23 protein-coding genes are annotated in these 24,250 nt (G+C 45.2%); 10 read left to right on the forward strand and 13 right to left on the reverse strand.

All coding sequences use genetic code 11. The features are described 5' to 3' along the window. Window positions 1-31: 31 nt before the first annotated feature. Complete coding sequence (locus tag ON006_RS24200; protein ID WP_244822596.1) at window positions 32-880, forward strand: TIGR01459 family HAD-type hydrolase; 849 nt, start codon at window positions 32-34, stop codon at window positions 878-880. A gap of 42 nt (window positions 881-922) precedes the next feature. Here the strand turns inward: ON006_RS24200 and ON006_RS24205 are convergent, their stop codons facing one another. Together ON006_RS24205 and ON006_RS24210 are read right to left on the reverse strand one after the other, a co-directional pair. Beyond that, window positions 923-3,319, reverse strand: a complete 2,397-nt coding sequence (locus tag ON006_RS24205; RefSeq protein ID WP_244822597.1) for an FtsX-like permease family protein — start codon at window positions 3,317-3,319, stop codon at window positions 923-925. Between the two features lie 148 nt (window positions 3,320-3,467). After that, the gene (locus tag ON006_RS24210; protein ID WP_267609912.1) at window positions 3,468-4,460 is read right to left on the reverse strand and encodes an N-acetylmuramoyl-L-alanine amidase family protein; all 993 of its coding nucleotides are present in this window, start codon (window positions 4,458-4,460) and stop codon (window positions 3,468-3,470) included. A gap of 140 nt (window positions 4,461-4,600) precedes the next feature. Between ON006_RS24210 and ON006_RS24215 the strand changes: the two genes are divergently transcribed. Both ON006_RS24215 and ON006_RS24220 read left to right on the forward strand, forming a co-directional pair. Further along, entirely contained in the window at window positions 4,601-6,142 is a 1,542-nt protein-coding gene (locus ON006_RS24215; RefSeq protein ID WP_244822599.1) for a YifB family Mg chelatase-like AAA ATPase, read from the forward strand. Window positions 6,143-6,209: 67 nt separating this feature from the next. Then, window positions 6,210-6,857 carry a Uma2 family endonuclease gene (locus tag ON006_RS24220; RefSeq protein ID WP_244822600.1) on the forward strand — a complete coding sequence of 216 codons (648 nt, stop codon included), beginning with the start codon at window positions 6,210-6,212 and terminating at the stop codon, window positions 6,855-6,857. A gap of 1 nt (window position 6,858) precedes the next feature. Here the strand turns inward: ON006_RS24220 and ON006_RS24225 are convergent, their stop codons facing one another. The 3 genes from ON006_RS24225 to ON006_RS24235 all read right to left on the reverse strand — a co-directional run bounded on the left by ON006_RS24225 (window position 6,859) and on the right by ON006_RS24235 (window position 9,778). After that, complete coding sequence (locus ON006_RS24225) at window positions 6,859-7,629, reverse strand: hypothetical protein (protein ID WP_244822601.1); 771 nt, start codon at window positions 7,627-7,629, stop codon at window positions 6,859-6,861. Window positions 7,630-7,820: 191 nt separating this feature from the next. Beyond that, a complete protein-coding gene (locus tag ON006_RS24230) occupies window positions 7,821-8,642 on the reverse strand; it encodes an enoyl-ACP reductase FabI (RefSeq protein ID WP_244822602.1) in 822 nt (273 codons plus the stop codon). 116 nt (window positions 8,643-8,758) lie between these two features. Further along, entirely contained in the window at window positions 8,759-9,778 is a 1,020-nt protein-coding gene (locus ON006_RS24235) for an alpha/beta hydrolase (RefSeq protein ID WP_244822603.1), read from the reverse strand. Between the two features lie 62 nt (window positions 9,779-9,840). Here ON006_RS24235 and ON006_RS24240 point away from each other — a divergent pair, with 62 nt between their 5' ends. The 5 genes from ON006_RS24240 to ON006_RS24260 all read left to right on the forward strand — a co-directional run bounded on the left by ON006_RS24240 (window position 9,841) and on the right by ON006_RS24260 (window position 13,895). Beyond that, window positions 9,841-10,527, forward strand: coding sequence for a response regulator transcription factor (locus ON006_RS24240; RefSeq protein ID WP_244822604.1), 687 nt, complete (start codon window positions 9,841-9,843; stop codon window positions 10,525-10,527). Between the two features lie 100 nt (window positions 10,528-10,627). Then, complete coding sequence (gene hemB / locus ON006_RS24245; RefSeq protein WP_244822605.1) at window positions 10,628-11,608, forward strand: porphobilinogen synthase; 981 nt, start codon at window positions 10,628-10,630, stop codon at window positions 11,606-11,608. A gap of 72 nt (window positions 11,609-11,680) precedes the next feature. Further along, window positions 11,681-11,917 carry a hypothetical protein gene (locus ON006_RS24250; protein ID WP_244822606.1) on the forward strand — a complete coding sequence of 79 codons (237 nt, stop codon included), beginning with the start codon at window positions 11,681-11,683 and terminating at the stop codon, window positions 11,915-11,917. Window positions 11,918-11,920: 3 nt separating this feature from the next. Further along, a complete protein-coding gene (locus ON006_RS24255) occupies window positions 11,921-12,328 on the forward strand; it encodes a type II toxin-antitoxin system VapC family toxin (RefSeq protein ID WP_244822607.1) in 408 nt (135 codons plus the stop codon). A 43-nt stretch (window positions 12,329-12,371) separates the two neighbouring features. Beyond that, complete coding sequence (locus ON006_RS24260) at window positions 12,372-13,895, forward strand: M28 family peptidase (RefSeq protein WP_244822608.1); 1,524 nt, start codon at window positions 12,372-12,374, stop codon at window positions 13,893-13,895. 52 nt (window positions 13,896-13,947) lie between these two features. On the opposite strand, the gene ON006_RS24265 is transcribed toward ON006_RS24260, so the two are convergent. The 5 genes from ON006_RS24265 to ON006_RS24285 all read right to left on the reverse strand — a co-directional run bounded on the left by ON006_RS24265 (window position 13,948) and on the right by ON006_RS24285 (window position 19,581). Further along, window positions 13,948-14,700, reverse strand: a complete 753-nt coding sequence (locus ON006_RS24265) for a hypothetical protein (protein ID WP_244822609.1) — start codon at window positions 14,698-14,700, stop codon at window positions 13,948-13,950. A gap of 17 nt (window positions 14,701-14,717) precedes the next feature. After that, a complete protein-coding gene (locus ON006_RS24270) occupies window positions 14,718-16,895 on the reverse strand; it encodes a S9 family peptidase (protein WP_244822610.1) in 2,178 nt (725 codons plus the stop codon). Between the two features lie 54 nt (window positions 16,896-16,949). Further along, window positions 16,950-17,132: a type II toxin-antitoxin system antitoxin gene (locus ON006_RS24275; RefSeq protein ID WP_244822611.1), complete on the reverse strand. Its 183-nt coding sequence runs from the start codon at window positions 17,130-17,132 to the stop codon at window positions 16,950-16,952. Window position 17,133: 1 nt separating this feature from the next. Next, window positions 17,134-17,997, reverse strand: a complete 864-nt coding sequence (locus tag ON006_RS24280; RefSeq protein ID WP_244822612.1) for an SPFH domain-containing protein — start codon at window positions 17,995-17,997, stop codon at window positions 17,134-17,136. A 135-nt stretch (window positions 17,998-18,132) separates the two neighbouring features. Then, the gene (locus tag ON006_RS24285; protein WP_244822613.1) at window positions 18,133-19,581 is read right to left on the reverse strand and encodes an energy transducer TonB; all 1,449 of its coding nucleotides are present in this window, start codon (window positions 19,579-19,581) and stop codon (window positions 18,133-18,135) included. 175 nt (window positions 19,582-19,756) lie between these two features. On the opposite strand from ON006_RS24285, the gene ON006_RS24290 reads away from it, so the two are divergent. Together ON006_RS24290 and ON006_RS24295 are read left to right on the forward strand one after the other, a co-directional pair. Further along, window positions 19,757-20,626 (forward strand): UDP-2,3-diacylglucosamine diphosphatase, encoded by an 870-nt coding sequence (locus ON006_RS24290; RefSeq protein WP_244822614.1) that lies wholly within the window; start codon window positions 19,757-19,759, stop codon window positions 20,624-20,626. A 1-nt stretch (window position 20,627) separates the two neighbouring features. After that, on the forward strand, window positions 20,628-21,749 hold the full coding sequence (locus ON006_RS24295; RefSeq protein WP_244822615.1) for a glycosyltransferase family protein: 1,122 nt from the start codon (window positions 20,628-20,630) through the stop codon (window positions 21,747-21,749). Window positions 21,750-21,769: 20 nt separating this feature from the next. On the opposite strand, the gene ON006_RS24300 is transcribed toward ON006_RS24295, so the two are convergent. Genes ON006_RS24300 through ON006_RS24310 form a run of 3 tightly spaced genes read right to left on the reverse strand, consistent with a single transcriptional unit; the run spans window position 21,770 to window position 24,134 of the window. Then, window positions 21,770-22,237: an META domain-containing protein gene (locus ON006_RS24300; RefSeq protein ID WP_244822616.1), complete on the reverse strand. Its 468-nt coding sequence runs from the start codon at window positions 22,235-22,237 to the stop codon at window positions 21,770-21,772. A gap of 9 nt (window positions 22,238-22,246) precedes the next feature. Next, entirely contained in the window at window positions 22,247-22,831 is a 585-nt protein-coding gene (locus ON006_RS24305) for a hypothetical protein (protein WP_244822617.1), read from the reverse strand. A gap of 1 nt (window position 22,832) precedes the next feature. Next, a complete protein-coding gene (locus ON006_RS24310; protein WP_244822618.1) occupies window positions 22,833-24,134 on the reverse strand; it encodes an LVIVD repeat-containing protein in 1,302 nt (433 codons plus the stop codon). Between the last annotated feature and the right edge of the window lie 116 nt (window positions 24,135-24,250).

Consider the following 24,250-nt stretch of genomic DNA (forward strand, 5'->3'; position numbering starts at 1 on the left):
ATTTCTTTTACACTCCAAGACACCAATTACTATGATCCTCGACAATTTTAAATCAGTAATATCCAAGTACGATGTTATTTTCTTCGACGCTTTCGGTGTTCTGAAAACCTATAATGGCCTCATACCGGGAATAGAGAACACTTTTGCGTATCTGAGAGAGACCCAAAAGGATTTCTATGTCGTGACCAATGACGCTTCCAGGAGCCCGGAGCAACTGGCCGAAAGCTACGTAAAACTGGGTATTAATGATGTAACGCCCGACCGCATTATTTCTTCCGGTATGCTTGCCAGGGAGTACCTGGACCTCAAAGTGAGGAAAGGGATCGTGGCATATCTTGGAACAGATAATTCGGCACATTACATTGAAACATCAGATATAAAAACACTGTCAATCAGAGAGTTGGATCTTAATGCCGTAAGCGACGTGAATGCCCTAGTATTTCTCGACGACGAAGGTTTTGACTGGAATACGGATTTGACAAAAACGCTTAACCTGCTTCGTAAACGTAATATTCCGGTGATTGTCGCCAATACCGATAAAACCTACCCTGCTTCCAAGAGCCGTTTATCGATCGCCGTTGGTGCATTGGCCAAAATGATCGAAGATACGATCGGCCGACAGTTTATCCGCTTCGGAAAGCCTGATCCTCAGATGTTTATATTTGCTTACCAGCACATTAAAAATTATCCCAATGTCGATAAAAGGGACATTCTGATGGTGGGCGACACACTGCATACCGACATTTTAGGCGGGAATAAATTCGGGCTGGATACTGCCCTGGTTTTGACTGGGAATACACAGGCGGAAGACGCGGAAGTGCGGATCAGGGCTACCGGGATCATTCCTACTTACATTTGCGTGTCGGCGGTGGTGGAGTAGACTTTTAGAGAGACTTGGCAAGTCTGGGAGACTTACCAAGTCTTACTCCGTCCGCAAACTTTTCACAGGATTCATACGGGCAGCTCTTACCGATTGAAATGCAATGGTCAATAACGTGATCAATGCTACCAGTCCGGCTGTTAATGCAAAAACCCACCAGCCCAGATTGATTTTATAAGCGTATCCCCGCAGCCAGTTTTGCATCACAAACCAGCCCAATGGAGCGGCCACTACAAATCCTATCAGCATTAACCTTGTAAATTCCTTTCCAAAAATCCATAGTAACTGATTTTTCGTCGCCCCTAGCACTTTCCTGACCCCTATTTCCTTTGATCTCGACTCGGCCATGAAGGTGACCAACCCGTACAATCCAAGGCAGCCAATGAGAATAGCAATGACAGAAAATACCTGGATTAGGCCCAGCAGAATGTTTTCAGTCGCATAAAACGACTCCATCTGATCGTCCAAAAAACCGGCGTTGTAGACACTTTCCGGAAAAAGCTTGTTCCATGTATTTTCAATGTCCCTAAGAGTTTGAGGCACGCCAGCAGGACTGATTTTAATGGCGGCCATTGTATTTGCCCTGCTTTCATTAACGATCGCGGCGGGCGGAATACCTTCACTCAGCGCATCTACATTGAAATCCTTGACGACACCTACAATAATTTTCTCCTGCCCCAAAACCTTCATACTCCTCCCAAGAATTGCCTCGTGACTGGCTATGCCCAATTGCTTAAGCATTGTCTCGTTCACAAGCACCTCATTCCGCGTTGAATCATTGGAAATGAAATTACGACCGGCCATTATTGTCAATCCAAAAACCGGCACGAAACTCATGTCGCCTACTCTTACGCGCACCGGAAACTTCTCTCTTTCGGAGCGATGATCAAACACAAACGGTTCATTATTCTGCATCTGCGACATTGGTGGCTCTGCACCTAATGTGAGCTTTTCAACACCTTTTATTGCCGCCAGCTGGTCGCGTAAAGTTTGCTGTTTATTAACTCCGGCAGGAGGAATGCGAACGGTTAGTATGGCATCTTTTTTAAAGCCTGGATCAGCCGTTTTCAAGTATTTCACCTGGGCGGACATGACAATAACCCCAATGATAAAAAGCTGGTTGACAAAGAATTGAACCACTACCAGACTTTTGCGGACCGATACTTTGCCAGCCTTTTGCGTAGTCAGCTTCCCTTTCAATGCAGCTATCGGATTGAAACGTGCAATCACGGCTGCCGGGTATAATCCTGCCAATACAATCACTCCCACTATCAGCCCTCCAAACCAGAACAATGCATTGGGATGAAAAAGATTAATAACGGAAATATTGGCATGAAGCATCGACAATGCATTGTTCAGCATCGGTAAATTGAGCTGTGTAATGATCAAAGCCAATGCGAACGCGGCTAAACAAAGCAAAGCCGTTTCGGTCATAAACTGGCCGATCAGCTGGCGTCGCGTACTGCCCATTGTCTTGCGAACACCCACTTCTTTCGATCGTTTGATCGCCTGTGCTGTGGAGAGGTTGATAAAATTCACACAAGCAGCCAGAACCAAAAATAAGCCAACCGCGATCAGCGCATACAGGATTGGGCGGGGGGCGGGTCCGTAGCCGGGTGTATGGAACATTTCGCTTAACGGAATCGTATGGAAACCATACATTTTTGCCTCTTCCTGTGCGTAATATTTCTTCCCCGTTTGAGCCAATGCATTGATCAATTTGGGCAAATCATTGCCTTTTTTCAAAGCTACCCAGCACATCGTAGATGGCTCTGCCCACACATTCAGCATGCCAGGATCTTTGTTTAGTGCAGGCAATGTGCTGTAAGACACCAGAACATCGTAGCGAAGCTGGGTATTGGCAGGAGGGTTTTCAATGATACCCGTCACGGTAACGTCCGTTTTATTGTCAAAACGAAGGATCTTGCCCACTACGTTTTCCTGTCCGAAATACTTCACCGCATAGTCGCGGGAGAGCACGACTGAATTGGGGCTTTTCAATGCATCAGTGGCTTTTCCTTCCACCCATTGTGTGTCAAAAACCTCGAAAAATTGAGGCTCCGTAAAGCAAATGTTTCGTGATTCCTCGAATTTTTTAGCAAAGCCCCCTATACCGTCCGGAATGCTGATGACCATTCCGAAAAGATTGTTAAGCCTCACCGCACTTTCGACAAACGGATATTCATTCCTAAGTACTTCACCAAGCGGACGCGGCGTCACATCGGTATGCTGGGTTTGGTCGCCGATAATGTCGGTCACTATCCAATGAATACGGTCTGCTTTGGAATGATAACGGTTAAAGCTGAACAGGTAACCTACCAACAGAAAAATCACAATTCCGCTCGCAAGACCCACAGATAACCCCGCAATACTGACCAAACTCGTAGTCCGGTTTCGCCAGAGATTGCGAAGAGCAACTTTGAAGTAGTTTTTGAACATATCCGATCGTGTTGTTTACCGTTGAACAGCAAAAATTATTATGCCAAATAATTGATACCTCTATATATCAATTATTTACATATAAAATTAAAAATTTATTTGTTCAAAAGCGGACATTTCCGAATGATATCGTACAAAAAATGAAGAGCTATTTTTTGGGAAAAACAACATAATACTCTCTTGCCCGCTGCGCTTCCTGTTCCGCCTCTTTTGATTGACCTCGCATTTTCAAAATCGCAGCACGGTTCGTGTGACATTCGGCAGCTACATAAGAATCAGGAAATGAGCGCACGGAACGCGTGAAAAGGTCATATGCCTGCGAAAGCGACGCCGTATCCTTCTTTGAGAACAATGTTTGTGCCTCTGCAAAGTCTTGCTTCCAACGTTTGGCGATCGGCGTCATGCGTTCCGCTTCTTGAAATACCTTGAAAGGAGGGATGACGGGAACAATGCTGTTTTTAGCGGCGATTTTTTCAACAGGCTTTGAGAAAAATGCTTCGATCGCCTCAGTGTAAGCTAGCGCTTCCTGGCGGTTATGTGCTTCGTTTTTCAATTTTTGCTCTTCGGCCGCATTTGTAAAAAACGATGCTTCTGCCAGAACACCTGGAATGCCGTAGGTATTACGCAAAACGGAAGCACCCGCCTCCGCAAAAATGGTGAAGTCGGATACCAGCGAAACCGGCGCATTAGGCTGATGTAAATGTTTTAATAAACCCGCTGCCAGTTTCCTTCCAAAATCGACGCTGGCTACATTCTCGGAGGCATTCCCGTGAAAATAAATGATCGGAAAATTAACCGACGAGTCCGCCGTCGCATTATGATGGATCGAAACAAACAGGTCTGCCTTGTTTTCAACAGCGAGTTTGGCCCGGTCAGGCAGAGACACAACTTTATCCTCAGTCCTGGTAATCAACACTTTGGCTCCTTTTTCTTCCAGCATTTTTTGAAGCATCAGCCCTACCCGCAAATTAATCCATTCTTCACGTTCGCCGGAAGGTCCTACTCTATAACTGTCTGTCAGCGCCGTACCTCCATGTCCGGGATCAATACAAATGGTCTTACCGGTCAAAGTTTTAGCCATTTTTTGGGCTGTCCCTTGAAGGGCTAGCAGGAAAAAGAGAAGTACAAACAGTTTTTTCATGAGTGAATATTGCCAATTTGATGATAAAATAGGGATCATTCCGCGGATCGGCAAGCAATCTTATTTTAATGATTTGTTTCTCCGATTTCCTGCTATTTTTGCCAAATCTTGTTAGTACTTATTACTCATAACACACACAAATGTTAGCTAAAACTTACGGAAGTGCCGTCTTCGGCGTGGATGCCACTGTGATTACCGTTGAAGTAAATGTCGGCCAGGGACTTGGTTTTTACATGGTTGGCCTTGCCGACAGTGCGGTCAAAGAAAGCCAGCAACGGGTAGAAGCCTCCCTCAAATACTTCGGATACAAAATGCCCCGCCAAAAGCTGGTCGTCAACCTGGCGCCAGCTGATATCCGCAAAGAAGGCTCCGCCTACGACCTACCCATTGCGCTTTGTACGCTGCTTTCCTCCGAACAAATTACCCCTGAACGTAATCTTGAAGACTACATAATCATGGGCGAGCTGTCGCTGGACGGTATTCTCAGGCCGATTAAAGGCGTACTGCCCATTGCGATCGAAGCGCGAAAGCGCGGATTCAAGGGCTTTGTTTTACCTGCCGAAAACGCACATGAGGCTGCTATTGTCAACAACATGGATGTAATACCGGTAGAAACGCTCACCGAAGCCATTGCTTTTTTTGAAGGAAAGCTGGCCATTGAGCCTTTGACGATCGATACTCGTGATATATTTTTCACCTCCCAAAATGAGTATGACGCTGATTTTGAACACGTCCAGGGGCAGGAAAACATCAAGCGTGCGCTGGAAATAACCGCTGCCGGTGGGCACAATGCGATCATGATCGGTCCGCCGGGTTCTGGAAAAACGATGCTGGCCAAGCGCATTCCTAGCATACTTCCGCCGCTGAGCCTGCCCGAAGCATTGGAGACGACCAAAATCCATTCGGTAGCAGGGAAGTTAGGCAAGAAGGCCACGCTGGTTTCAAGACGACCATTTCGCTCTCCGCATCATTCCATCAGTGATGTTGCTTTGGTGGGGGGAGGCAGCTTTCCGCAACCGGGAGAAATCTCCCTGGCTCATAATGGCGTACTTTTTCTTGACGAGCTTCCTGAATTCAAAAGATCGGTATTGGAAGTAATGCGCCAACCATTGGAGGAACGAAAAGTGGCCATTTCCAGGGCAAAAATGACGGTCGAATTTCCATCCAATTTCATGCTGATTGCGAGTATGAACCCTTGCCCATGTGGCTATTATAATCATCCCGAGAAAAACTGTGTCTGCGGACCGGGTGTTGTTCAAAAATACCTCAACAAAATCAGCGGACCACTACTGGATCGCATTGATCTTCACGTCGAGGTGACGCCTGTTTCATTTGACCAGATCGCTTCAACACGAAAGTCTGAAAGCAGCGAACAGATCCGCGAAAGGGTCATTCAGGCTAGAAAACGCCAGACGGAGCGGTTCAAAGACAAAAAAGAAATTTATTCCAATGCCATGATGACGCCTGAAATGGTGAAAGAGATCTGTGTGATTGAAGATGTCGGCAAGGCCCTGTTACGCAAAGCAATGGAACGACTCGGCCTTTCCGCGCGTGCTTACGACCGCATTTTAAAAGTTTCAAGAACCATCGCCGACCTGGCAGGAAGTGATGATATTAAAGTTGAGCACCTGGCGGAAGCTATTCAATATCGTAGTCTCGATCGGGAGAATTGGGCTGGGTAACCCTGGGAATAACTTTCTTTACACTTAAACTTTATTAAATTTGGAGACACAACTTTTGACGAAGGACATGGGCCGCCGCATTTTTTCTAAAATTTTGGACAGACCGGATGCTTACTTGATTGTACAGGCTGTTCAAGCCGCGTTGGATAAAGAGAAGGAAATTCGGTCGAAATTTTACGACGATATTACCGAAGACGACAAGGCTGAATTTATCAATGGTGAAGTCGTAATGCATTCACCAGTGATGTTACGACATAATTTGGCAACCGGATTATTACTTAACCTTTTAAATATATATGTTGCCAGAGAGCAACTAGGTTTTGTAGGATTTGAAAAGCTTATGATTTCGCTGACACGCAATGATTATGAGCCAGACATTTGCTTTTTTCGTCAGGAAAAATCGACGCAATTCACGGACGAACAAATGCTGTTTCCAGCACCTGATCTCATCATTGAAATACTTTCCAGCTCAACAGAAGTCCGCGACCGTGGCGTGAAGTTTAAAGATTATCAGGCTCATAAAATCGAAGAATATTGGATTGTTGATCCGAAAGACAAGACAATCGAACAATACCATCTATTCGGAGAAGAACATCAGCTGATCCTTAAGTCTGCTGTCGGCAATGTAAAGAGCTTTGTAGTGGAGGGCTTTCAAATTCCCATTGCAGCTATTTTTGACGTTTCTGAAAATTTGAAAGCACTTCAAAATATTTAGCTCAAAGTTCCTCTATACTAACTCCTCCCAGTTCCTGAAAAAGGGTCTGCCAGTAATGTGTAACGTGCGGGTTATTTTCTTTGGTTGATGCGGTGGGTTCGAAGGGAGAAATGATCGTAACCTGCGGTGAGCCGATCGCATACTTTTCCAACTTTTTCATATCAGCCTTAGCTTCTTCTTCTGCCTGTGAATCGCTTTTGGGCGGATTAATGTGAAAATCCCTTCTGTCCGAGCCTTTTACACTTTCAATCATATCGCTGAAATAATAAACCTTCACCTGCGCGCCACTTTCACCCGCCTTGGCAATGACTGGTAAGCTCGCCCAAATGTCTGTTGACAGATTGGAAGCACCTGTGTTCTGCTGGTTCAACTTGGCCAAAAGCTGTCGGAGGTAAATGCTCTTTTCCTTCTGCAATGACAACTGGAATGCCGTTTCGATACCTTCCAGATCCGTTGCGTTGGCACCGTCTGCATTATCCTTCTCACTTCTGACAGCCAGCGACAACGCTCTGGCTTTGGAGGTGTTTTCGTGGATAAAATATACTTCCAGCTTATCTCCCTTATTTTTCATGTTACCTTCAACAATGTCGGTCAGCGCCTGGCGGTACTTATCATTGACATAGTTTTTATCCACGTGCACACTTTGTGTTTTATCCATAAACACCAATGTATAAACCGGCGCGTCGGCCACGGCCTTGGTGGCTTCCTTGTCACTCCCGCAGGAAGCAAGGGCAAGTAACATTCCCGATAGCAGCACTAACTTTTGATGCATTGAATTTTTTCTGAAAAGGGGGTGATTTCTTTGAGGATTCATAGATTGAAATAATTTAGCGAAACTAATTGGTTCACAAATATCACACAACGCCAAACGGACGTACGGTAGATATATTTTAATAAAAAAAAGAAAATCCCTTCAAAACACGTGCCTTGAAGGGATTTTCGTCTTAATATTTATTGCTGAACCTATTTGTGCTGGGCTTGTATCATTTCAACCAATTCTTCCGAAATACCGGTTGACGAATAGCCCCCGTCATGAAACAGATTTTGCATTGTCACGAAACGGGTGAGGTCGGAGAACAATGTAATGGCATAATTGGCGCAATCGTCCGCGGTAGCATTGCCCAGCGGGCTCATTTTTTGAGCAAAATCATAGAATGCGTCAAATCCTTCGATACCGGATCCCGCTTTCGTTTTGGTAGGCGATTGTGAAATGGTATTAACCCTTACATTTTTTGCTTTTCCGTAACGGTACCCATAGCTGCGCGCAATGCTTTCAAGCAATGCTTTTGCCTCGGCCATATCGCTGTAGAAAGAGTAGGTACGCTGAGCCGCAATGTAGGATAATGCCACAACTGATCCCCAATCATTGATAGCATCCAGTTTTTCGCCTACCTGCAAAAATTTGTGCAGTGATAACGCAGAAATATCCAGGCCTTTCTGGAACCATTCGTAGTTAAGGTCGCCATATGCCTTGCCTTTACGCACGTTTACGGACATACCAATGGAGTGCAGAACGAAGTCGATCTTGCCTCCCAAAATCTCCATCGACTGAGTATACAGGTTTTCAATATCTTCAACAGAAGTAGCGTCGGCAGGAATGATCTGAGCGTCGCACTGTTTAGCCAATTCATTGATAGCACCCATTCTCATCGCGATGGGGGCGTTGGTCAATGTGAATATAGCACCTTCTTCTTTTGCCTTTAACGCTACTTTCCAGGCGATTGAGTTTTCGTCCAATGCCCCTGAGATAATTCCTCTTTTTCCTTTTAATAAACCGTAAGCCATGTTTTCCTTTTTATTGTAGATTAATTAGGATCTGTCCGTTTAGGGCGGCAAAGTAAAGCATTTTTAGCGGGTTAAACCAGATTCAATGCCTGATCTGAAATTTGCCGGCTACCTGTTCAAGGTTGCAAAACGAGTTTTTCTACTGGTTTCAAATGAAGCTTTTCCTGAAAAAACTGGTCTGTCGCATCATAAACGCCTTTTACATCTTTGGAACGCAATCTGGACCCGATCACGTGATCGCCACTTTCCGGGAATGCTTTTTCAACTTTTAACTCGTCAGGCGTTCCCAGCAATGGAAACATATCCTGAATGGCCTTAACCGAAACTACTTTATCCTGCTCTTCTTCATTTTTGTAATAATATCCCACAAAAATCGGCTGCTTGATCTGCGCAAAAACTTCGGGGCGCGAGATCGCATCCATCATTTGCTGCAATGTAACCAAGCCATTGGTATGGTAGCCCTGCAGCCAGAAATTCGCACGTTCCGGTATACTATCCTTTGATACATTATGTTCTCCGATCACATTGTGCAGGATTTGCTTGCCCCACGGGCCGGTTATCAGTTTGAGTGTGGAATTGGCCACCTTGATACACGGCGAATAAAGCACAACTCCTTTAATCTCCGGATGTGTCGCTGCGAGGTAAACAGTAAGAAGACCTCCCGCCGAGGTTCCGATTACAATTACACTATCCCCGATCGCCTTTCCGATTGCCAAAGCTCTTTTTGCTCCTGCCATAAAGTTAGCCGGGGTAAGATCCTCCAAAGCATTCGTATCGGCGATACCGGCATCGTACATACGCGACAGATATAAATTAGCGCCGTATCTTTTTGCAAGATCCTTATGTATCGGATCACCCTCTGCCCAGCTGGCCCCGAATCCGTGAATGTACACAATGCTATAAGGCGTTTTTTCCTTTTTGGAACTGTCAGCCCAAATAATGCGCGCCTCATTATCCGGTTTCAGATTCGGCGTGGCTTTTTCAGCTTTCTTGACTTCCTCTTCCAGTTTCGGTAAATCAGAGGTGATCGTTGGCAAAACCGGAGTAAGCTTTGCTTCCGGAACTTTCGGCCCGACAAAGTACACAATGCCCAGTACTACGAATAGCGCAACAATCCACAGGATGAATTTTAACATTTTTTATGAGTTAAGAAGGTTTATCAATACTATCTTGCAAACATATTTAATTATCCATTCCAATGCCCAATCTTTTGCTCGTAGAGGATGATGCCAATCTTGGATCTTTACTTCAGGAATATCTGATAGATAAAGGCTTCCCTACCGACCTTGCTACTGATGGACAGAAAGGATGGCAGTGTTTTGTTGATAAAACTTACGATCTCTGCATATTCGATGTGATGATGCCGAAGAAAGATGGTTTTTCACTGGCCAAGGAAGTCAGAATGAGCGGACGCGACGTGCCCATTATTTTTTTGACTGCCAAATCAATGAAAGAAGACACTATGCAGGGGTTCCGGGTAGGTGCGGACGATTACGTGACCAAACCTTTTGACCGTGAAGAGTTGCTGCTCCGCATTGAAGCCATTCTCCGAAGATACAAAAAACAACCAGACGCTCCCGAAGAAGCAAAGGTTTTTCAGGTGGGACAATTTATTTTCGATTACAGCCACCAGCAACTGACTGCCAACGATAAATCAGCGAGGCTTACCAGTAAGGAATCCGAGCTCCTCCGACTTTTCTGTCAAAATCTTAATCAGCCCATTAGCCGCAGTTTCGCTCTCAAAACCATCTGGGGCGACGATTCGTATTTCAATGCAAGAAGTATGGACGTTTATATTACCAAATTGCGGAAATATTTAAGAGAAGATCCATCCATTCAAATCATGAACCTGCACGGAGAGGGTTTTAAGTTGATGGTGGGGTAAGGAACTTCCGTTTTCGCGGGTTGGTTTTCCATTCAGTTAAACAGAGTAACAGCTGCAAGTAAAAAAGCCGACAGCCGAAAGCTGATCGCCGAAAGCCCAAATGATCAATTTATCCCGTCGCCCACGACGCAATAGAAAATCCGCTGCCGTCAGAGATCTTGTGCAGGAAACAACTCTTCAGGTTTCCGATTTCATATACCCCATGTTCGTTGTGGACGGTACCAGCCAAAAAAGCGAGGTGAAATCCATGCCAGGCATTTACCGGTATTCAGTGGATAACCTGCTGGAAGAACTGAAAGAAGTGACCGATCTGGGTATTCGCGCCATCGATCTTTTTCCCAACTATCCTGAAAGCAAAAAAGATAAGTTTGCTTCCGAAAGTTACCACGAAAATACATTCTACCTTCGGGCCATTACTGCTATCAAAGAGCGTTTCCCCGAGCTTGTGATCATGACTGATGTCGCAATGGACCCGTACAGCTCCGACGGACACGACGGACTGGTAGAGCACGGCAAAATATTGAATGATGCTACGCTGGAAATTCTTGGTAATATGTCTCTCGCACAGGCAAAAGCAGGCGCTGACATTCTCGGGCCGAGCGATATGATGGATGGTCGCGTGGGTTATATCCGCAAGCATCTTGATAGCCAAGGATTTACAGATGTGAGCATTATGTCCTATTCTGCCAAATATGCCAGCGCTTTTTACGGTCCTTTCCGTGATGCCCTGGAATCTGCACCAAAGTTTGGTGACAAAAAAACTTACCAGATGAATCCCGCAAACAAACGCGAGGCTTTGCTGGAAGCACAACTGGATTTCGAAGAAGGTGCTGATATGCTAATGGTAAAGCCTGCGCTCTCCTACCTCGACATTATCCGCCTTTTGGACGAAAATTTCGACATTCCCATTGCCGCGTACAATGTTTCCGGTGAATACGCGATGATCAAAGCCGCTGCGCAAAATGGCTGGCTGGATGGCGATAGGGCCATGATGGAAGTCCTCACCAGCATCCGTCGCGCCGGTGCAAAATGTATCCTGACATACTTTGCGAAGGAGGCTGCTGTGATTTTGAATGGGTAGAAGTGTTGATCCCCTAAATGATTTCTGTTTAAACAAGAAAATGTTATATTTGTCTAAACAAGAAATACGACTATGCATCACACTTTTCAGATCAACACGTCACAACTTGGCTCATCTTTCGTTGAATCAGTCAAATCTATTTTTGGCAATAAAGAGATCAAAATAGTCATTGAAGAAGTCGAAATAAGTCGTCAGGACATAAATCAGGCTGAGATCAACAGATTTTTAACTCACAGAAAAACTCACCCTGCGATTACGATTTCTGATCAAGGTGATTTTAATGATTTTGTTCAGGATTTGAATTGCTGACCAGTGCGATATTTTGACTCCGATGTGATCTTTAATTACATAGTAATACAGGATCCGGCTAAATACGACCGTGCCAATCGGCTAATGCTGGACGCAATTGCTCACAATAATTTCATAGCTTCCACCCTTGTAATTCACGAAGTGGGCTATGGTCTTGCGCGATTTGAGGTTGGCAATGACCTAATTAAAGAAGAGCTGGATTATCTGGTTTCTCTGAATATCACCGAAATACAAAAGCAGCATTTGTCGAGGGCGTTGGAGCTTTCGAAAGTGATCGGATTCAAGCATATCAATGATTGCGTTCACGTCGCTGTTGCCGAAAGTTTGAATTGCGAAGTTCTGTATACCTATAACAAGTCGGATTTCAAGCGAATCCAAAAACTTACCAGTTTGGAAATTGTAATTTTATAAACATTCCTTTGAGATAATTTTACAAAACTTTACCCTTTTAGTAATGAAAAGAAGTAGTCCATTGATCGCCCTTTTAGGATGTTTGATCATTTCAATTCCCGCATTCTCCCAAAAGAAAAACACTACCCTCCCCGAATTTCAGATCAAAAAAGCGGATGCGGAGGCTCATATGCGGTTTTTGGCGGCGGACGAACTTCTTGGGCGGCGTACCGGCGAGCAAGGTAACTTTGTTGCTGCCAGGTACATTGCCGAGCAGTTCAGGAAGCTGGGTGTGGTTCCTGTTCCCAGCGCCACTGCTGGTACATCTTCTTATTTTCAGAATGTCCCTTTTGAAAAAATGGGGTCCAATGGTGCTGGACTCATTTCGGCCGACGCTGAGATCATGAAAAGCGGAGAAGATTGGCTGCTGATGAATGGCGAAGCCGTTGATCTGAAAGCTCCGATCGTTTACGCCAGTTTCGGGCTTGAAAATGCTTCCAAAAATTGGGACGATTACAAAGGTCTTGATGTAAAAGACAAGATCGTGCTTGTTGAAAGCGGCACGCCCGAAACGCAAACGCCATCAGAAATCATCGCTACCTCCGTTGAGAAACGTAAAATAGCCATGGATAAAGGTGCAATAGCCGTTATAGAGCTTTTCAATGCCCCTGTTCCCTGGAATATTGTAACCCGCAACTTTGCAGGAGAAAAAATCTCACTGGCAGAAAGCAACAAAGCAAAATCCATTCCTCACGCTTGGGTGAATGGCAAGGAAGCTAGATATGCACGTGCTTTACGCGCTGTGAAAGAAGTGGAATTTAAAACCGCCGGACGGAAATCAAAGTTGGTAAACAGCTACAATGTCGTCGGGTACATTCCAGGAACCGATCCTAAGTTGAAAGAAGAGTATGTTTTGCTCACCGCGCATTATGATCACGTAGGGGTAGGCAAGCAGGGTGGCCAGGCATTCACGCCGGAGGACAGCATTTTCAATGGCGCCCGTGACAACGCATTTGGTACTGTCGCCTTGCTAACAGCTGCCGAGGCACTTTCCAAGAATCCTCCTAAACGTTCGATTTTGATCGTGGCACTGACAGGCGAGGAAGTGGGGCTGCTGGGAAGTAAATACTACGCCGCTCATCCATTGATGCCTTTGAACAAATGCATTTTCAATATGAACTCGGACGGAGCTGGTTATAATGACACGACCATTGTGTCCGTAATGGGGCTTGAAAGAACGGGAGCAAGAGCTGAAATTGAAACGGCTAGCAAGGCTTTTGGACTGGGCGTGTTCGCTGATCCTTCGCCGGAACAAGGCCTGTTCGACAGATCGGACAATGTGAGTTTTGCCAAAGAAGGCGTTCCTGCGCCTACATTCACGCCTGGTTTTAAGGAATTCAACGGTGATATCATGAAAAACTACCACCAGGTTTCCGACAATCCTGAAACGATTGATTTTAACTATCTGCTGAAATTCAGTCAGGCTTATACTTATGCTACGAGATTAATCGCTGATCGCAAAGTGGCTCCGCAATGGTCAGCGGGAGACAAATATGAACCGGCTGCGAAGAAATTATACGGAAAGTAATAACCGTTTAAAAAAACGAGGGCTGGCTGAATGATTCAGCCAGCCCTCGTTTTTATTTCAACCCATTATAAAACTTAAACAACTGCACGACGTCGTATTCGTTTTTGAAGTTTATATTCTTCTCCTTCACATAAGCTTCCACATCCTTCTGTTTTTCCTTCATGAAAGCCAGAATGCCTTTCTTACTTAGCGATGCTTTTTCCGCAGTACCATTAGAAATCACATAATAGTCGCTTCCCTGGCGGACAACCGTGTTTTTCTCGCCGGTATTAAATCCTGGGTTGTAGTTGGGCTTTGTGATTTTTGGATAAAAATATTCAACAAGCGATAAATTGCCGTCTGCCACCATTCTTGCAAAACCCTTCAATGGCTTATCGGATTTAAACGCCGCGGCATTCACATACATGACCGGATCAGTCCCTGCATTTATCGTAAAGTTTTTCAGCTGACTGCCGCGGATCACCCGGATGTCATTTTTGCTTTTATCCGCCAGTACTTCCAGCTCATCATTCAGCGTGTTATAACGCATTTGAATTCCAGCCAAACTATCTGAATTCCAGCCGCCTAACTGCGGTACAATGGAGGTAAATTTCACTTTCCCTTCCTGCCACAACGAATCAATGTAAAAGTCCCCGATCACGTTGGGTGCCTCAGTAGGCGAAGTCCAGAATACGTCTGATTTTAATGCATTAAGGCCTCTTCCACTGTTTATTCCAACTTTGGTCCCGTCAGAAACTTGCGCAAATGCTGCTGATGAACTGATTATTAAAGCTAGTAAATAGCCAGTGATATGCTTTTTTTTCATTTTTCTAACTTGCCAGATCACCTCCCGCCGGGAGGACAATTTTTTCTTAAATAGTCGGTAAATAATGTTCTCAAATGCTGCGAAGTGCCTTCCCCTTCATAAATCCCGTGTGACCGGTTCGGATAAGGCATAAACTGAAATACCTTATTGTTCTTGATCAGCTCATTAACAAGCATTTCTGCATTTTGATAGTGTACATTGTCATCGCCGGTACCATGGATGTAAAGCAAATTTCCCCGCAGGTTTTTAGCATACGTGATCGGAGATCCTTTTACAAAATCCTCCCGGTTTTCCTGCGGAATGCCCATATAACGCTCCTGGTAAATGTTGTCGTACGTTAGCTGGTTGGCCACTGCCGCTACCGCAATTCCGGTTTTGAAATGCTCCGGATATTGAAACAACAAATTCAATGTAGACGAACCACCTCCGCTCCAACCATGCACCGCCACGCGACTGGTATCAATGAATGGAAATTGCTTGAACATTGCTGTCGCAGCTCCGTCCATATCCCTGATGTTAATGGTCCCAATATTTTTGTAAATCGCCTTTCGCCACGCGCTTCCCTTCGGCGAAGGCGTTCCCCTGTTGTCCATAGAAGCATAAATGTATCCGTCATCGGCCATGCTTCCTGCGTACAAGCGATTACGTCCGGTTCCATAGACATCCTTCACGGTACTACCCGCAGCTTCGCCGTAAACCGTAAACACAATTGGATATTTCTTAGCCGGATCAAAATTCGTCGGCTTCACCATCCATGCGTCGACTTCGACACCCTCCGCGGTTTTTACTTTAAAAAACTCAATGTTGGTTTTGGCTGAATTAATTTTCGAGGCCGATCTTGCGATTGAATGCTCAGGATCAAGAGCTATATGCTTCGGCAACGCCAGCCATTCTCTCAATGGAGCTGTTTTCGCATTGGAAAAACTGTGTTGCGCAAATTTTGCAGCCGGTGAAATCTCATAAGCGTGCGTACCTGACTGGTCCGCGGGTGTCAGTCGTTCCGCTTTTCCTTTACCGTCCAATGACACTTTGTACAAATAGCTTTGAGTTGCATTATCCGGTGAAGCCATGAAATAGTAGGCGTTATTTTTTTCATCAATGCGCACCGGATTGATCATATCGAAATTGCCGGCAGTAATGAGCGTTTCCTTCTTGCCGTCACGACTCACGCGGTAAGTATGTCGCCAGCCGTCCTTTTCACTCACCCACAAAAATTCCTTTCCTCCATTGATCCAATCCCAGCCCATCGGGTCATCCTCCCAGCGGCTTTTAATGTCGATCCAGGCTGCATCTTTTTCTGTATAAAATGGCTTGGCGCTGCCGTCTTTGGTATTGATATATAATAAAGTACTTTCATTTTGCTTACGGTTCAGCTGCTGCACGACGAGCTCATCCGGCACTCCCGACCATTCCATTCTTGGCAAATAAGTGTTCTGCGGATCTCCCGGAATGTTCATCCACTTGGTTTGGGCCGAAGCCACGTCCACTACCCCGATCTTGTAAGGTGAAGGCGTTTCGCCTACTTTGGGATATTCCACAGGGACATTGAAAGAATAAATAGAATCCGTGGTGTTGATCATCAGGAAATTACGGATCTTCCTTGCATCCAGCTGCCAGTACGCGACAGATTTGCTATCGTCGCTCCACCGGAAACCGTCACGGCAATCAAACTCTTCCTCATAAACCCAGTCGAATGTTCCGTTGATAACCCGGTCGGTACCGTCTTTAGTCAGCTGCGTTACTTGGCCACTTTGCAGATCTTCGGCATATACATTGTGCTGGCTCACATATCCGGCCTTTTTACCGTCAGGCGAGAACTTTGCAAACATCAGGGACGATGCCGGAAGTCCTTTTCCAAGCTGTTTTAATGTCTTGGAAACCATATCAAAAACCCAGTAATCGCCACGCGTATCATAGCGCCAAACTCTTTTTGTGTTGGTATAAATCAGCACCTTGTCACCCGTCTTGCTAATCGTATAACTTCTTATAGTCAATGGCTTATCGCCATTTTTGAGCTGAGCATTCGAAACCAGGATTTTTTCCTGCATCGACGGCAGTGATATTTCCACGATGCCATCGTCACTCACATCACGATAACCGCTCCCGTCGGGTAGCCATTGAAATGTATCAGGGATTTGTGCAAAAAGTTGAACTGAAAAAAATGCGAGGATCAATGTCCTTATAATGTGCTTCATCGGAGCTCTAAAAATTAGTACGACAACTATAATTACACAATTTTAACACATAAATTATTCTTTTACATCTTCCGGACCCGTTCCTTTTATTTTTGAACGTTTTTGTTTCTTCAAAGCCTCGCTAAGCAAGAATTCAATCTGACCGTTCAAACTACGAAAATCCTGCTGTGCCCAGGCTTCCAGGGCCTTGAGCATATCAGGATTTACTCTTAAAACAAATGGTTTCTTCTCTGCCATATCAGGGATACAAAGTACCGGCGTTTAAAACGGGCGTAACAGACTTCTCTCCACACAATACCACCAACAGGTTACACACCATCGCCGCCTTCCGTTCCTCGTCCAAATTTACAATTCCCTTATCCGACAGCATAGCCAAGGCCATATCTACCATCCCAACCGCTCCATTCACGATTTGGCGGCGTGCAGCGACAACGGCTGATGCCTGCTGGCGCTGTAACATTGCTCCGGCAATTTCCGGTGCATAGGCCAGGTGGCTGATCCGTGATTCTAACACATCCACACCTGCACGGCTAAGGCGTTCGGTCAATTCAGCTTCGAGCATTTCGTTGATCTTACCGCTTCCGTCGCGTAATGTCACTTCATGAATTTCGAGTTCCTCTGCCTCCATCGTGTCATAGGCGTATATCCCGGCAAGGTGCCTAACCGCCGCTTCCGACTGAATTTCCACGTATTTGATATAATCGTCCACTTCAAAAGAGGCCTTGGCAGTATCTCCCACACGCCATACCACTACCGCCGCGATCTCAATAGGATTACCCAGCTTATCATTCACCTTTAATTTCTGACCATTCAGGTTTCGGGCACGAAGGCTCATTTTTTTTCTGCGAAATAATGGGTTAACCCAACGCAGGCCACTTTGTTTCATAGTACCCATATAATCCCCGAAAAACGTGGTAACCACCGCTTCATTGGGATTAATGACCGTCAATCCGATTAAAATAATGAATCCGGTAACCGAGATGATAATACCGGCAATAGGGCTGCCGGTTGTCACTACATAAATAACCCCGCCAAACAATAAGACCAGGCCTATCAGGAAAAGAAAATACCCTGACATCGAACGTAATTCTTTCTCATTCATAGCTTTAATTGTGATAGTAAAATGATATCACAATATTATCAAATCAAAATCATATTCCGGTTAAATTACGGATAAAAAAATCCCGGAGCTTTTGATCGGCTCCGGGATCGGATAAATGGTATATATGATTGTAAATCAGTTGAGCTGGAAGTTAATTGGTACGTTGTATCTCACACGCACCGTCTTCCCACGCAGAGAACCCGGCTCCCACAATCCATTCATTTTCTTGATAACCCGCAGAGCCTCGTCGTCAAGGCCAAACCCCACACCACTCTCCACCTTATATTCACACATTGTGCCGTCTTCGCAAACCACAAAAGAAAGATTAACCTTCCCGGTAACGCCAAGCCTCGCGGCTTCGACTGGGTAGCGCATATTGCTCCCAAGAAACCTGTAGAACTCTTTGATACCTCCCTTGAACTGAGGATTAATTTGCGACTGGGTATAGTTTCGCTTCTCCCCGTCATAAAAAGAAAAGCCCTCCCGCAATACGCCCATTTCGTAATTTTCCTGATAAAACAAGGTGCTGTCCGCCCATTTGCCTATCCACCGGCCGGTTTTAGCCCCAGCCACTACCCGCCCTTGTTCCACCAGCAATTTTCGATCATTAGTCTCGTCTACCGACCGCCAATAACCATCGCCGTCTTTGATCAGCTGCGTACCATTCCTATCCCACGCATTAACATAAATCGACTCCACAAATTCATTCTGTTTACTGACAGGCGTTTCTATTACGCTCTTAATCTGCCCATTGTCAAACCACGAGAGCTCTGATGTCAACGAATCTGAGAAAAGGCGTAATACCCTCACCATACCAGTCAAATCATACTCTTTATGCATGGATGCCTTGTTGTGCAATTCATATTCCGTGTAAGAAAGCAGCTTGCCGTTCATTTGAAAAATGGCCTCAGAGGAATGGCTAGCCAAATTCTTATCCCTTGCGGAAATCCAGTAAGCCTTCACCGAGTCCGCGACACTTCCTGCATATCCGGTCTTGTGCCATATTTCCTTTTTCTCAAAATTCGCCTTCCCGATTTCCTTCCATTTGCCACTCCTATACTGCTCGTAAACGACATCTGCCCTGATATAGCCATTATCATCAACCGGTAAAATGCTGCGGTATTCGTATTTTTTGGGATCAGATACAGGATTATATTTTTCGTCAAAGTAATCTACCAGCGCTGCTTTGGTACTGTCATAGGCGGTTTTTGCACGGGATTTGAATGGCATCGGGTAATGCACAAACTGCCGGACCTTCTCCCCTTTGATCGTGCCCGGTTTCCAGGCGCGGAACAAACTCATGACCCGGATCGCTTCCTGATTGCACAATGAGTCGATGCCCCTGGTAACTTCTATCTGGCTCATGCTACCATCCGGCTCTACTACGGCTTTAATGTAAACACGTCCATTAAGCCCCTTGATGGCACTTTTGAAAGGTATCTGAAGATTGGATGCAATGAACTGATTCAGATGTATTAATCCTCCTGCTGGCTCAGCCTGTTTTTCAACTTCGTGCGGGAGGTAAATATTTTGGCCAAAAACAGCCGTACTGCAAAGAACGAGGATTAAAAAAATTCCTTTCATAGTTGATGAGTTGATTTAAACAAATATAAAAAATGTATCCATTTTTCTTTATTAACTCATAGTTACTATTTATTAATTACCATGGCTACTTGTAGAACTAGTTTTTAGTAAAAACTTAACCAACTGATAACCTGCCAGTAATATCCAGGTAATATTAAATGAGAAAATTTGTATCATGGGAGATACAACTCACTTTCGGACAATAATTATTTCTGATTTGCACCTCGGCGCGGGTGGTTCAAAGGCAGAAGAAGTCACTAATTTCCTGAAAAGCTATTCTTGCAAAAAGCTTATTTTGAATGGTGACATCATTGATGCCTGGCAACTTAAAAAATATGGTGTGTGGAAACGTAAACACACTATGTTTTTCAAGCGGGTGTTGAAAATGATCGAGGAGAATAAAACAAAGGTCATTTATATTCGGGGAAATCACGACGATTTCCTGGATCAGATCATACCTCTGCGGTTGGGTAAACACTTCCAGATCCGCAAAGATTATATCCTCAATTCGGGCTCCCAGCGCTTTTACGTTACCCATGGCGACGTATTCGACTCCATTACCACGCATTTGAAATGGCTGGCATACCTCGGCGATATGGGTTATACCTTTTTGCTTTGGGTCAATAAATTTTACAACAAATACCGTGCATGGAGAGGGTTATCCTATTATTCCCTTTCTCAACGGATTAAGCAGTCGGTGAAGATGGCGGTGAATTATATGACCGACTTCGAAGAAAAACTGACCGAACTTGCTCGCTCACGTAACTGCGACGGCGTGATATGCGGGCACATTCACCATCCCGCAATCCGGGAAATTGATGGTGTTATGTATATGAATTCCGGTGATTGGGTGGAGACACTCAGCGCATTGGTGGAAGATTTCGACGGTAACTGGAGTCTTTTGTATTACGACCAACACAACATTGTGCCGATGCCGGAAACTAAAAAGACACCGGACCAGCCTGTGGTTGAAAATTTCCCGACTGTCGAAAAACAAGTGGCTTTCACCGGATTTTTGACTGGGAGAAACCAACGTTACTTATAATATGGAGATCCTTTTTTTGGTACAGGGAGAAGGCCGCGGTCATTTGACCCAGGCTATTTCAATGGGTCAAATCCTGCGTTCGCGCGGTCATAAGATTGTGGCTGCTATGGTCGGTACTTCACCAGGCCGGCAGGTCCCATCTTTTTTTGACGAACAGATTTTAGCTCCGGTACTTCATTTCGATGCCCCAAACATCATTTACAATGCGCAGGGCGGTGGAATGAACCTCAAAAAAACGCTGTATACCCATTTTTCCAACTTACCGAAATATCTCAAAAGCCTCGGTAAGATCAACAAAGCCATTCAGGAAATCAGGCCCGACCTGATCATTAGCTTTTACGACACTTTTGGTGGCCTGTACAACCTCGTTTACAGGTCGAGGATACCGATGGTTTGCATTGCGCACCAGTACCTGCTCATGCATCCTAAGTTTATTTTCCCCAAAAACAGCCTGATCAACCAGTTGCTGATCAATCTTAATTCAAAATCAACATCTTGGTTTGCAGCCAAGCGTCTGGCACTTTCCTTCCGTGAAATTCCGTCACGGCCCGACCTTAAAATCACGGTAGTACCGCCGCTCTTGCGGAAAGAAGTTGTACAGCTGGTACCAACCAGGGGAAATTTCTTTTTGGTATACATGACCCACCACAGCCTCAGCCGCCAAGTCATTGACTGGCATCTGGCCCATCCGGAGGTTGTGCTGCATTGTTTTTGGGACAATGCCGATGTTTCCGATGAGTTTGCCTTTGACGAAACGTTGACATTTCATCGGATCAACAGCCGTAAATATCTGGATATGCTGGCTACTTGTGGCGCATTGGTCACTACGGCTGGTTTCGAATCAGTTTGTGAGGCTATGTATCTTGGCAAGCCGGTAATGATGGTCCCGGTACCCAATCATTTTGAGCAGGAATGTAATGCGATCGACGGTGTAATTTCGGGTGCTGGCGTCACTACCAAATCCTTCGATCTTTCCATTCTGCTGGATTACCTTCCCAAGCACATTGATCAGTCAGAGAAATTCAGGAATTGGTATCATTCGGGAGAGGAAACGTTTGTCAAAGAGATCCATACATTTGACAAACAGGCTTCCGTTAACCCAAAAGTTAAATCGGAAGCCTGATCATTTCGGTTGCTATAACCTTATTTCTGCGTCTTTTTAAAGATCATTCTTTCAGCAGCATTCGGGTAGGTAAGTATGAACTTGCTTTCTGAAACCTGGAAATTAGCGGTCGCGTTTGAATTGAGCCATGCTTTTCCGCTCCATCCCGGTTCTCCCACTTTTGTTCCTCCGAATGCCGTGATCTTCACGGAGCAGCCACCCATCAAAGTGTACGCTCCACTAATTTCATTGGCGAATGTATGCCCGGTTATCGTCCCCTCTTTTTCATCATCTTTAAAAGTGAATACCGCGCCTTTTCCCTCAGGTTCCGGGTCTTTTTCCTCTGCACCGGTGGAAACGTTCTGGTAGCTTTCCAATCGCCAGGTACCTGTTAAAGTAGCCTTTTCACTGCATGCCGGCATGACGCAGCAGTCAACATGGTTACCACATTCAAAAGCCGTCAGTCCAAAAAAGGCGAAGATTGCTAGATACGATGCTATTTTTTTCATAGCCAATACTTAAAAACTAATTCCTAGTCTGATTGCTAAACGATTATAAACTCTTTCTTCAGATCGCTCAGTCTGATCCCAGAGTGGTGGTTTGCTGATATCCGCTTCCTGCCTTTTATAAGTAAAGGCCAGGGTTACTCCGGTAGCTCCCGGTTTGCCAATTCGCAAACCAACTCCCGGATTGACCATTAAACCTCCTTTGGTATTAAATCCTTCCGCATCATCGTGAAACCACGCAAAAGCATAACCAACATCGGCGGTACCATATATTTTCACGTTCCCTTTTTGCGTCAGATCGTACCGGAATCCGGCCGCAACGGGGTTGAGCAGCGCAGTCTTATACCAATCCATGCCAATGGTTACGCCCGCCGACATGCGTTTGGTTAATTGCATGCCGTTGAACGTCTGTATCGTCATACTAAGCCGGTTATCCACCTGCTCCTGGTTCCCGTTGTACTGATTGGGAAACTTAACCCGGCCAAATAACCCGCCGAATTCAGTGTGATTGACATAGTGCTTTACAAATTGGTCCTGCGCTCTGAGTGCATTGGTGATGAACAACAAGCCACAGAGGAAGTATAGGGATTTTCTCATGTTATATGGTGGCTTTGCCGACGGGTATTTTGCTAAGTAATTTCAAATCGAGCGGGTTCGACGAGTCGTATTGATAGAAGCCATCTTTACCGATCAGTAGTAATGTTTTTCCAAGAGAAATCACATCATAGGCATCCATATCCTTGAAATGCGCCAGTAAGTGTTGATCCACTGCGAATTTGTCTTTTACGTCAAACACTTTAAGACCATTCTCGCCTTCGCAAAGGTATAATGTCGGGAAATCGATACTTAGCCCATGCGGATTCTGCATTTGGTAGCTTTTGATCAGCTGGGGGGCTGAGGGGTTGCTAACATCCACCAGATCCATTTGATTTTGTGTTCCTGCACATGCCGTGCCGGTACGCAATGTCACGTAGGCAATGTCGCCTTGTACGACCACGGGATCGCAGGCTCTGCCGTGCTGAAATGTTGAAAGTTGTTTAGGGGCGGCTGGATTACTGTTATCGTAAATGAACATGCCTGTGGAAGACCCAATGAAAAGTTTGTTCTCATAAGGGAATATCGTCTCTATCCCCCAACCTACATTGACTATCGCGAAATCGACGGGTTTGGAAGGAGTGGCAATGTTGAACAAATGGAGATCATTCTGGCTAACGGTATAAAGAAAGTTATGATGCAACGCAAAACGGGCCATAGAACCGGCCTGGCCGCTGCTTCCGCCTGACGATTGTGGCGAGGCAGATGACGCTGAACTGCTCAAAAATGCTCGATCGGCCAAAGCCCAACCAGCAGTCCACCAAAAATTAGGAGAGACATTTTCTTCGCAGTTAACGGTCACTGTTTCCGTAACATACTCTACATTTTGATCATTAATGGCGCCAACGGACTCATTCAAAGACCACGAACCACCGTCGAACAGACCGAATTTGAAGACGTTTTTGATCCTTTCCACTTCTTTCGGCTTAGTAGGATCAGCAATATCCAATGCTACCAGATCAGAAAAGCTGTCGGCATAAAGGATATTATCGCGAACGGCAATGTCTCCATTGCCCGGGATTTTTATAAACGATACAAATTTCGGACTGGAAGGATTGCTGTTGTCGATGACATGAATACCTTCTTTTATTTCATTGACAAAAAGGTAGCTACCCTTAATGTACATTTTACCGGGTCTTTCCATGGCTCGCGGAGCTTCCGATTTGACCTGCGTACGAAGCTCCATGAGGGAGCGGGTAACATTGGAAAAGCGCCGGGTAACCCGGGTTTCTTTGCACTGGTCATTGCACGACCAGAGTGCAGTAGTAGCAAAAAGAAGAAGTAGATGTAAAAGTTTGAGTTTCATAGCATTGAGAGTTAGAGGCTAATAATTATTACATTCCGACTTGGCATAATGATGACACCGTTTAATAATAATTGGTTGGAACACCAAACAAAATCGTCCGAAAGCAATGCCTCCGG

The organism is Dyadobacter pollutisoli, from assembly GCF_026625565.1.
Taxonomy (GTDB): domain Bacteria; phylum Bacteroidota; class Bacteroidia; order Cytophagales; family Spirosomataceae; genus Dyadobacter; species Dyadobacter pollutisoli.

Excerpts from the sequence above, each read along its gene's own strand:
- ON006_RS24200 (WP_244822596.1), top strand. The coding sequence starts at position 32 with ATGATCCTCGACAATTTTAAATCAGTAATATCCAAGTACGATGTTATT.
- ON006_RS24205 (WP_244822597.1), bottom strand. The coding sequence starts at position 3,319 with ATGTTCAAAAACTACTTCAAAGTTGCTCTTCGCAATCTCTGGCGAAAC.
- ON006_RS24210 (WP_267609912.1), bottom strand. The coding sequence starts at position 4,460 with ATGAAAAAACTGTTTGTACTTCTCTTTTTCCTGCTAGCCCTTCAAGGG.
- ON006_RS24215 (WP_244822599.1), top strand. The coding sequence starts at position 4,601 with ATGTTAGCTAAAACTTACGGAAGTGCCGTCTTCGGCGTGGATGCCACT.
- ON006_RS24220 (WP_244822600.1), top strand. The coding sequence starts at position 6,210 with ATGGGCCGCCGCATTTTTTCTAAAATTTTGGACAGACCGGATGCTTAC.
- ON006_RS24225 (WP_244822601.1), bottom strand. The coding sequence starts at position 7,629 with ATGCATCAAAAGTTAGTGCTGCTATCGGGAATGTTACTTGCCCTTGCT.
- ON006_RS24230 (WP_244822602.1), bottom strand. The coding sequence starts at position 8,642 with ATGGCTTACGGTTTATTAAAAGGAAAAAGAGGAATTATCTCAGGGGCA.
- ON006_RS24235 (WP_244822603.1), bottom strand. The coding sequence starts at position 9,778 with ATGTTAAAATTCATCCTGTGGATTGTTGCGCTATTCGTAGTACTGGGC.
- ON006_RS24240 (WP_244822604.1), top strand. The coding sequence starts at position 9,841 with ATGCCCAATCTTTTGCTCGTAGAGGATGATGCCAATCTTGGATCTTTA.
- hemB (WP_244822605.1), top strand. The coding sequence starts at position 10,628 with ATGATCAATTTATCCCGTCGCCCACGACGCAATAGAAAATCCGCTGCC.
- ON006_RS24250 (WP_244822606.1), top strand. The coding sequence starts at position 11,681 with ATGCATCACACTTTTCAGATCAACACGTCACAACTTGGCTCATCTTTC.
- ON006_RS24260 (WP_244822608.1), top strand. The coding sequence starts at position 12,372 with ATGAAAAGAAGTAGTCCATTGATCGCCCTTTTAGGATGTTTGATCATT.
- ON006_RS24265 (WP_244822609.1), bottom strand. The coding sequence starts at position 14,700 with ATGAAAAAAAAGCATATCACTGGCTATTTACTAGCTTTAATAATCAGT.
- ON006_RS24270 (WP_244822610.1), bottom strand. The coding sequence starts at position 16,895 with ATGAAGCACATTATAAGGACATTGATCCTCGCATTTTTTTCAGTTCAA.
- ON006_RS24275 (WP_244822611.1), bottom strand. The coding sequence starts at position 17,132 with ATGGCAGAGAAGAAACCATTTGTTTTAAGAGTAAATCCTGATATGCTC.
- ON006_RS24280 (WP_244822612.1), bottom strand. The coding sequence starts at position 17,997 with ATGAATGAGAAAGAATTACGTTCGATGTCAGGGTATTTTCTTTTCCTG.
- ON006_RS24285 (WP_244822613.1), bottom strand. The coding sequence starts at position 19,581 with ATGAAAGGAATTTTTTTAATCCTCGTTCTTTGCAGTACGGCTGTTTTT.
- ON006_RS24290 (WP_244822614.1), top strand. The coding sequence starts at position 19,757 with ATGGGAGATACAACTCACTTTCGGACAATAATTATTTCTGATTTGCAC.
- ON006_RS24295 (WP_244822615.1), top strand. The coding sequence starts at position 20,628 with ATGGAGATCCTTTTTTTGGTACAGGGAGAAGGCCGCGGTCATTTGACC.
- ON006_RS24300 (WP_244822616.1), bottom strand. The coding sequence starts at position 22,237 with ATGAAAAAAATAGCATCGTATCTAGCAATCTTCGCCTTTTTTGGACTG.
- ON006_RS24305 (WP_244822617.1), bottom strand. The coding sequence starts at position 22,831 with ATGAGAAAATCCCTATACTTCCTCTGTGGCTTGTTGTTCATCACCAAT.
- ON006_RS24310 (WP_244822618.1), bottom strand. The coding sequence starts at position 24,134 with ATGAAACTCAAACTTTTACATCTACTTCTTCTTTTTGCTACTACTGCA.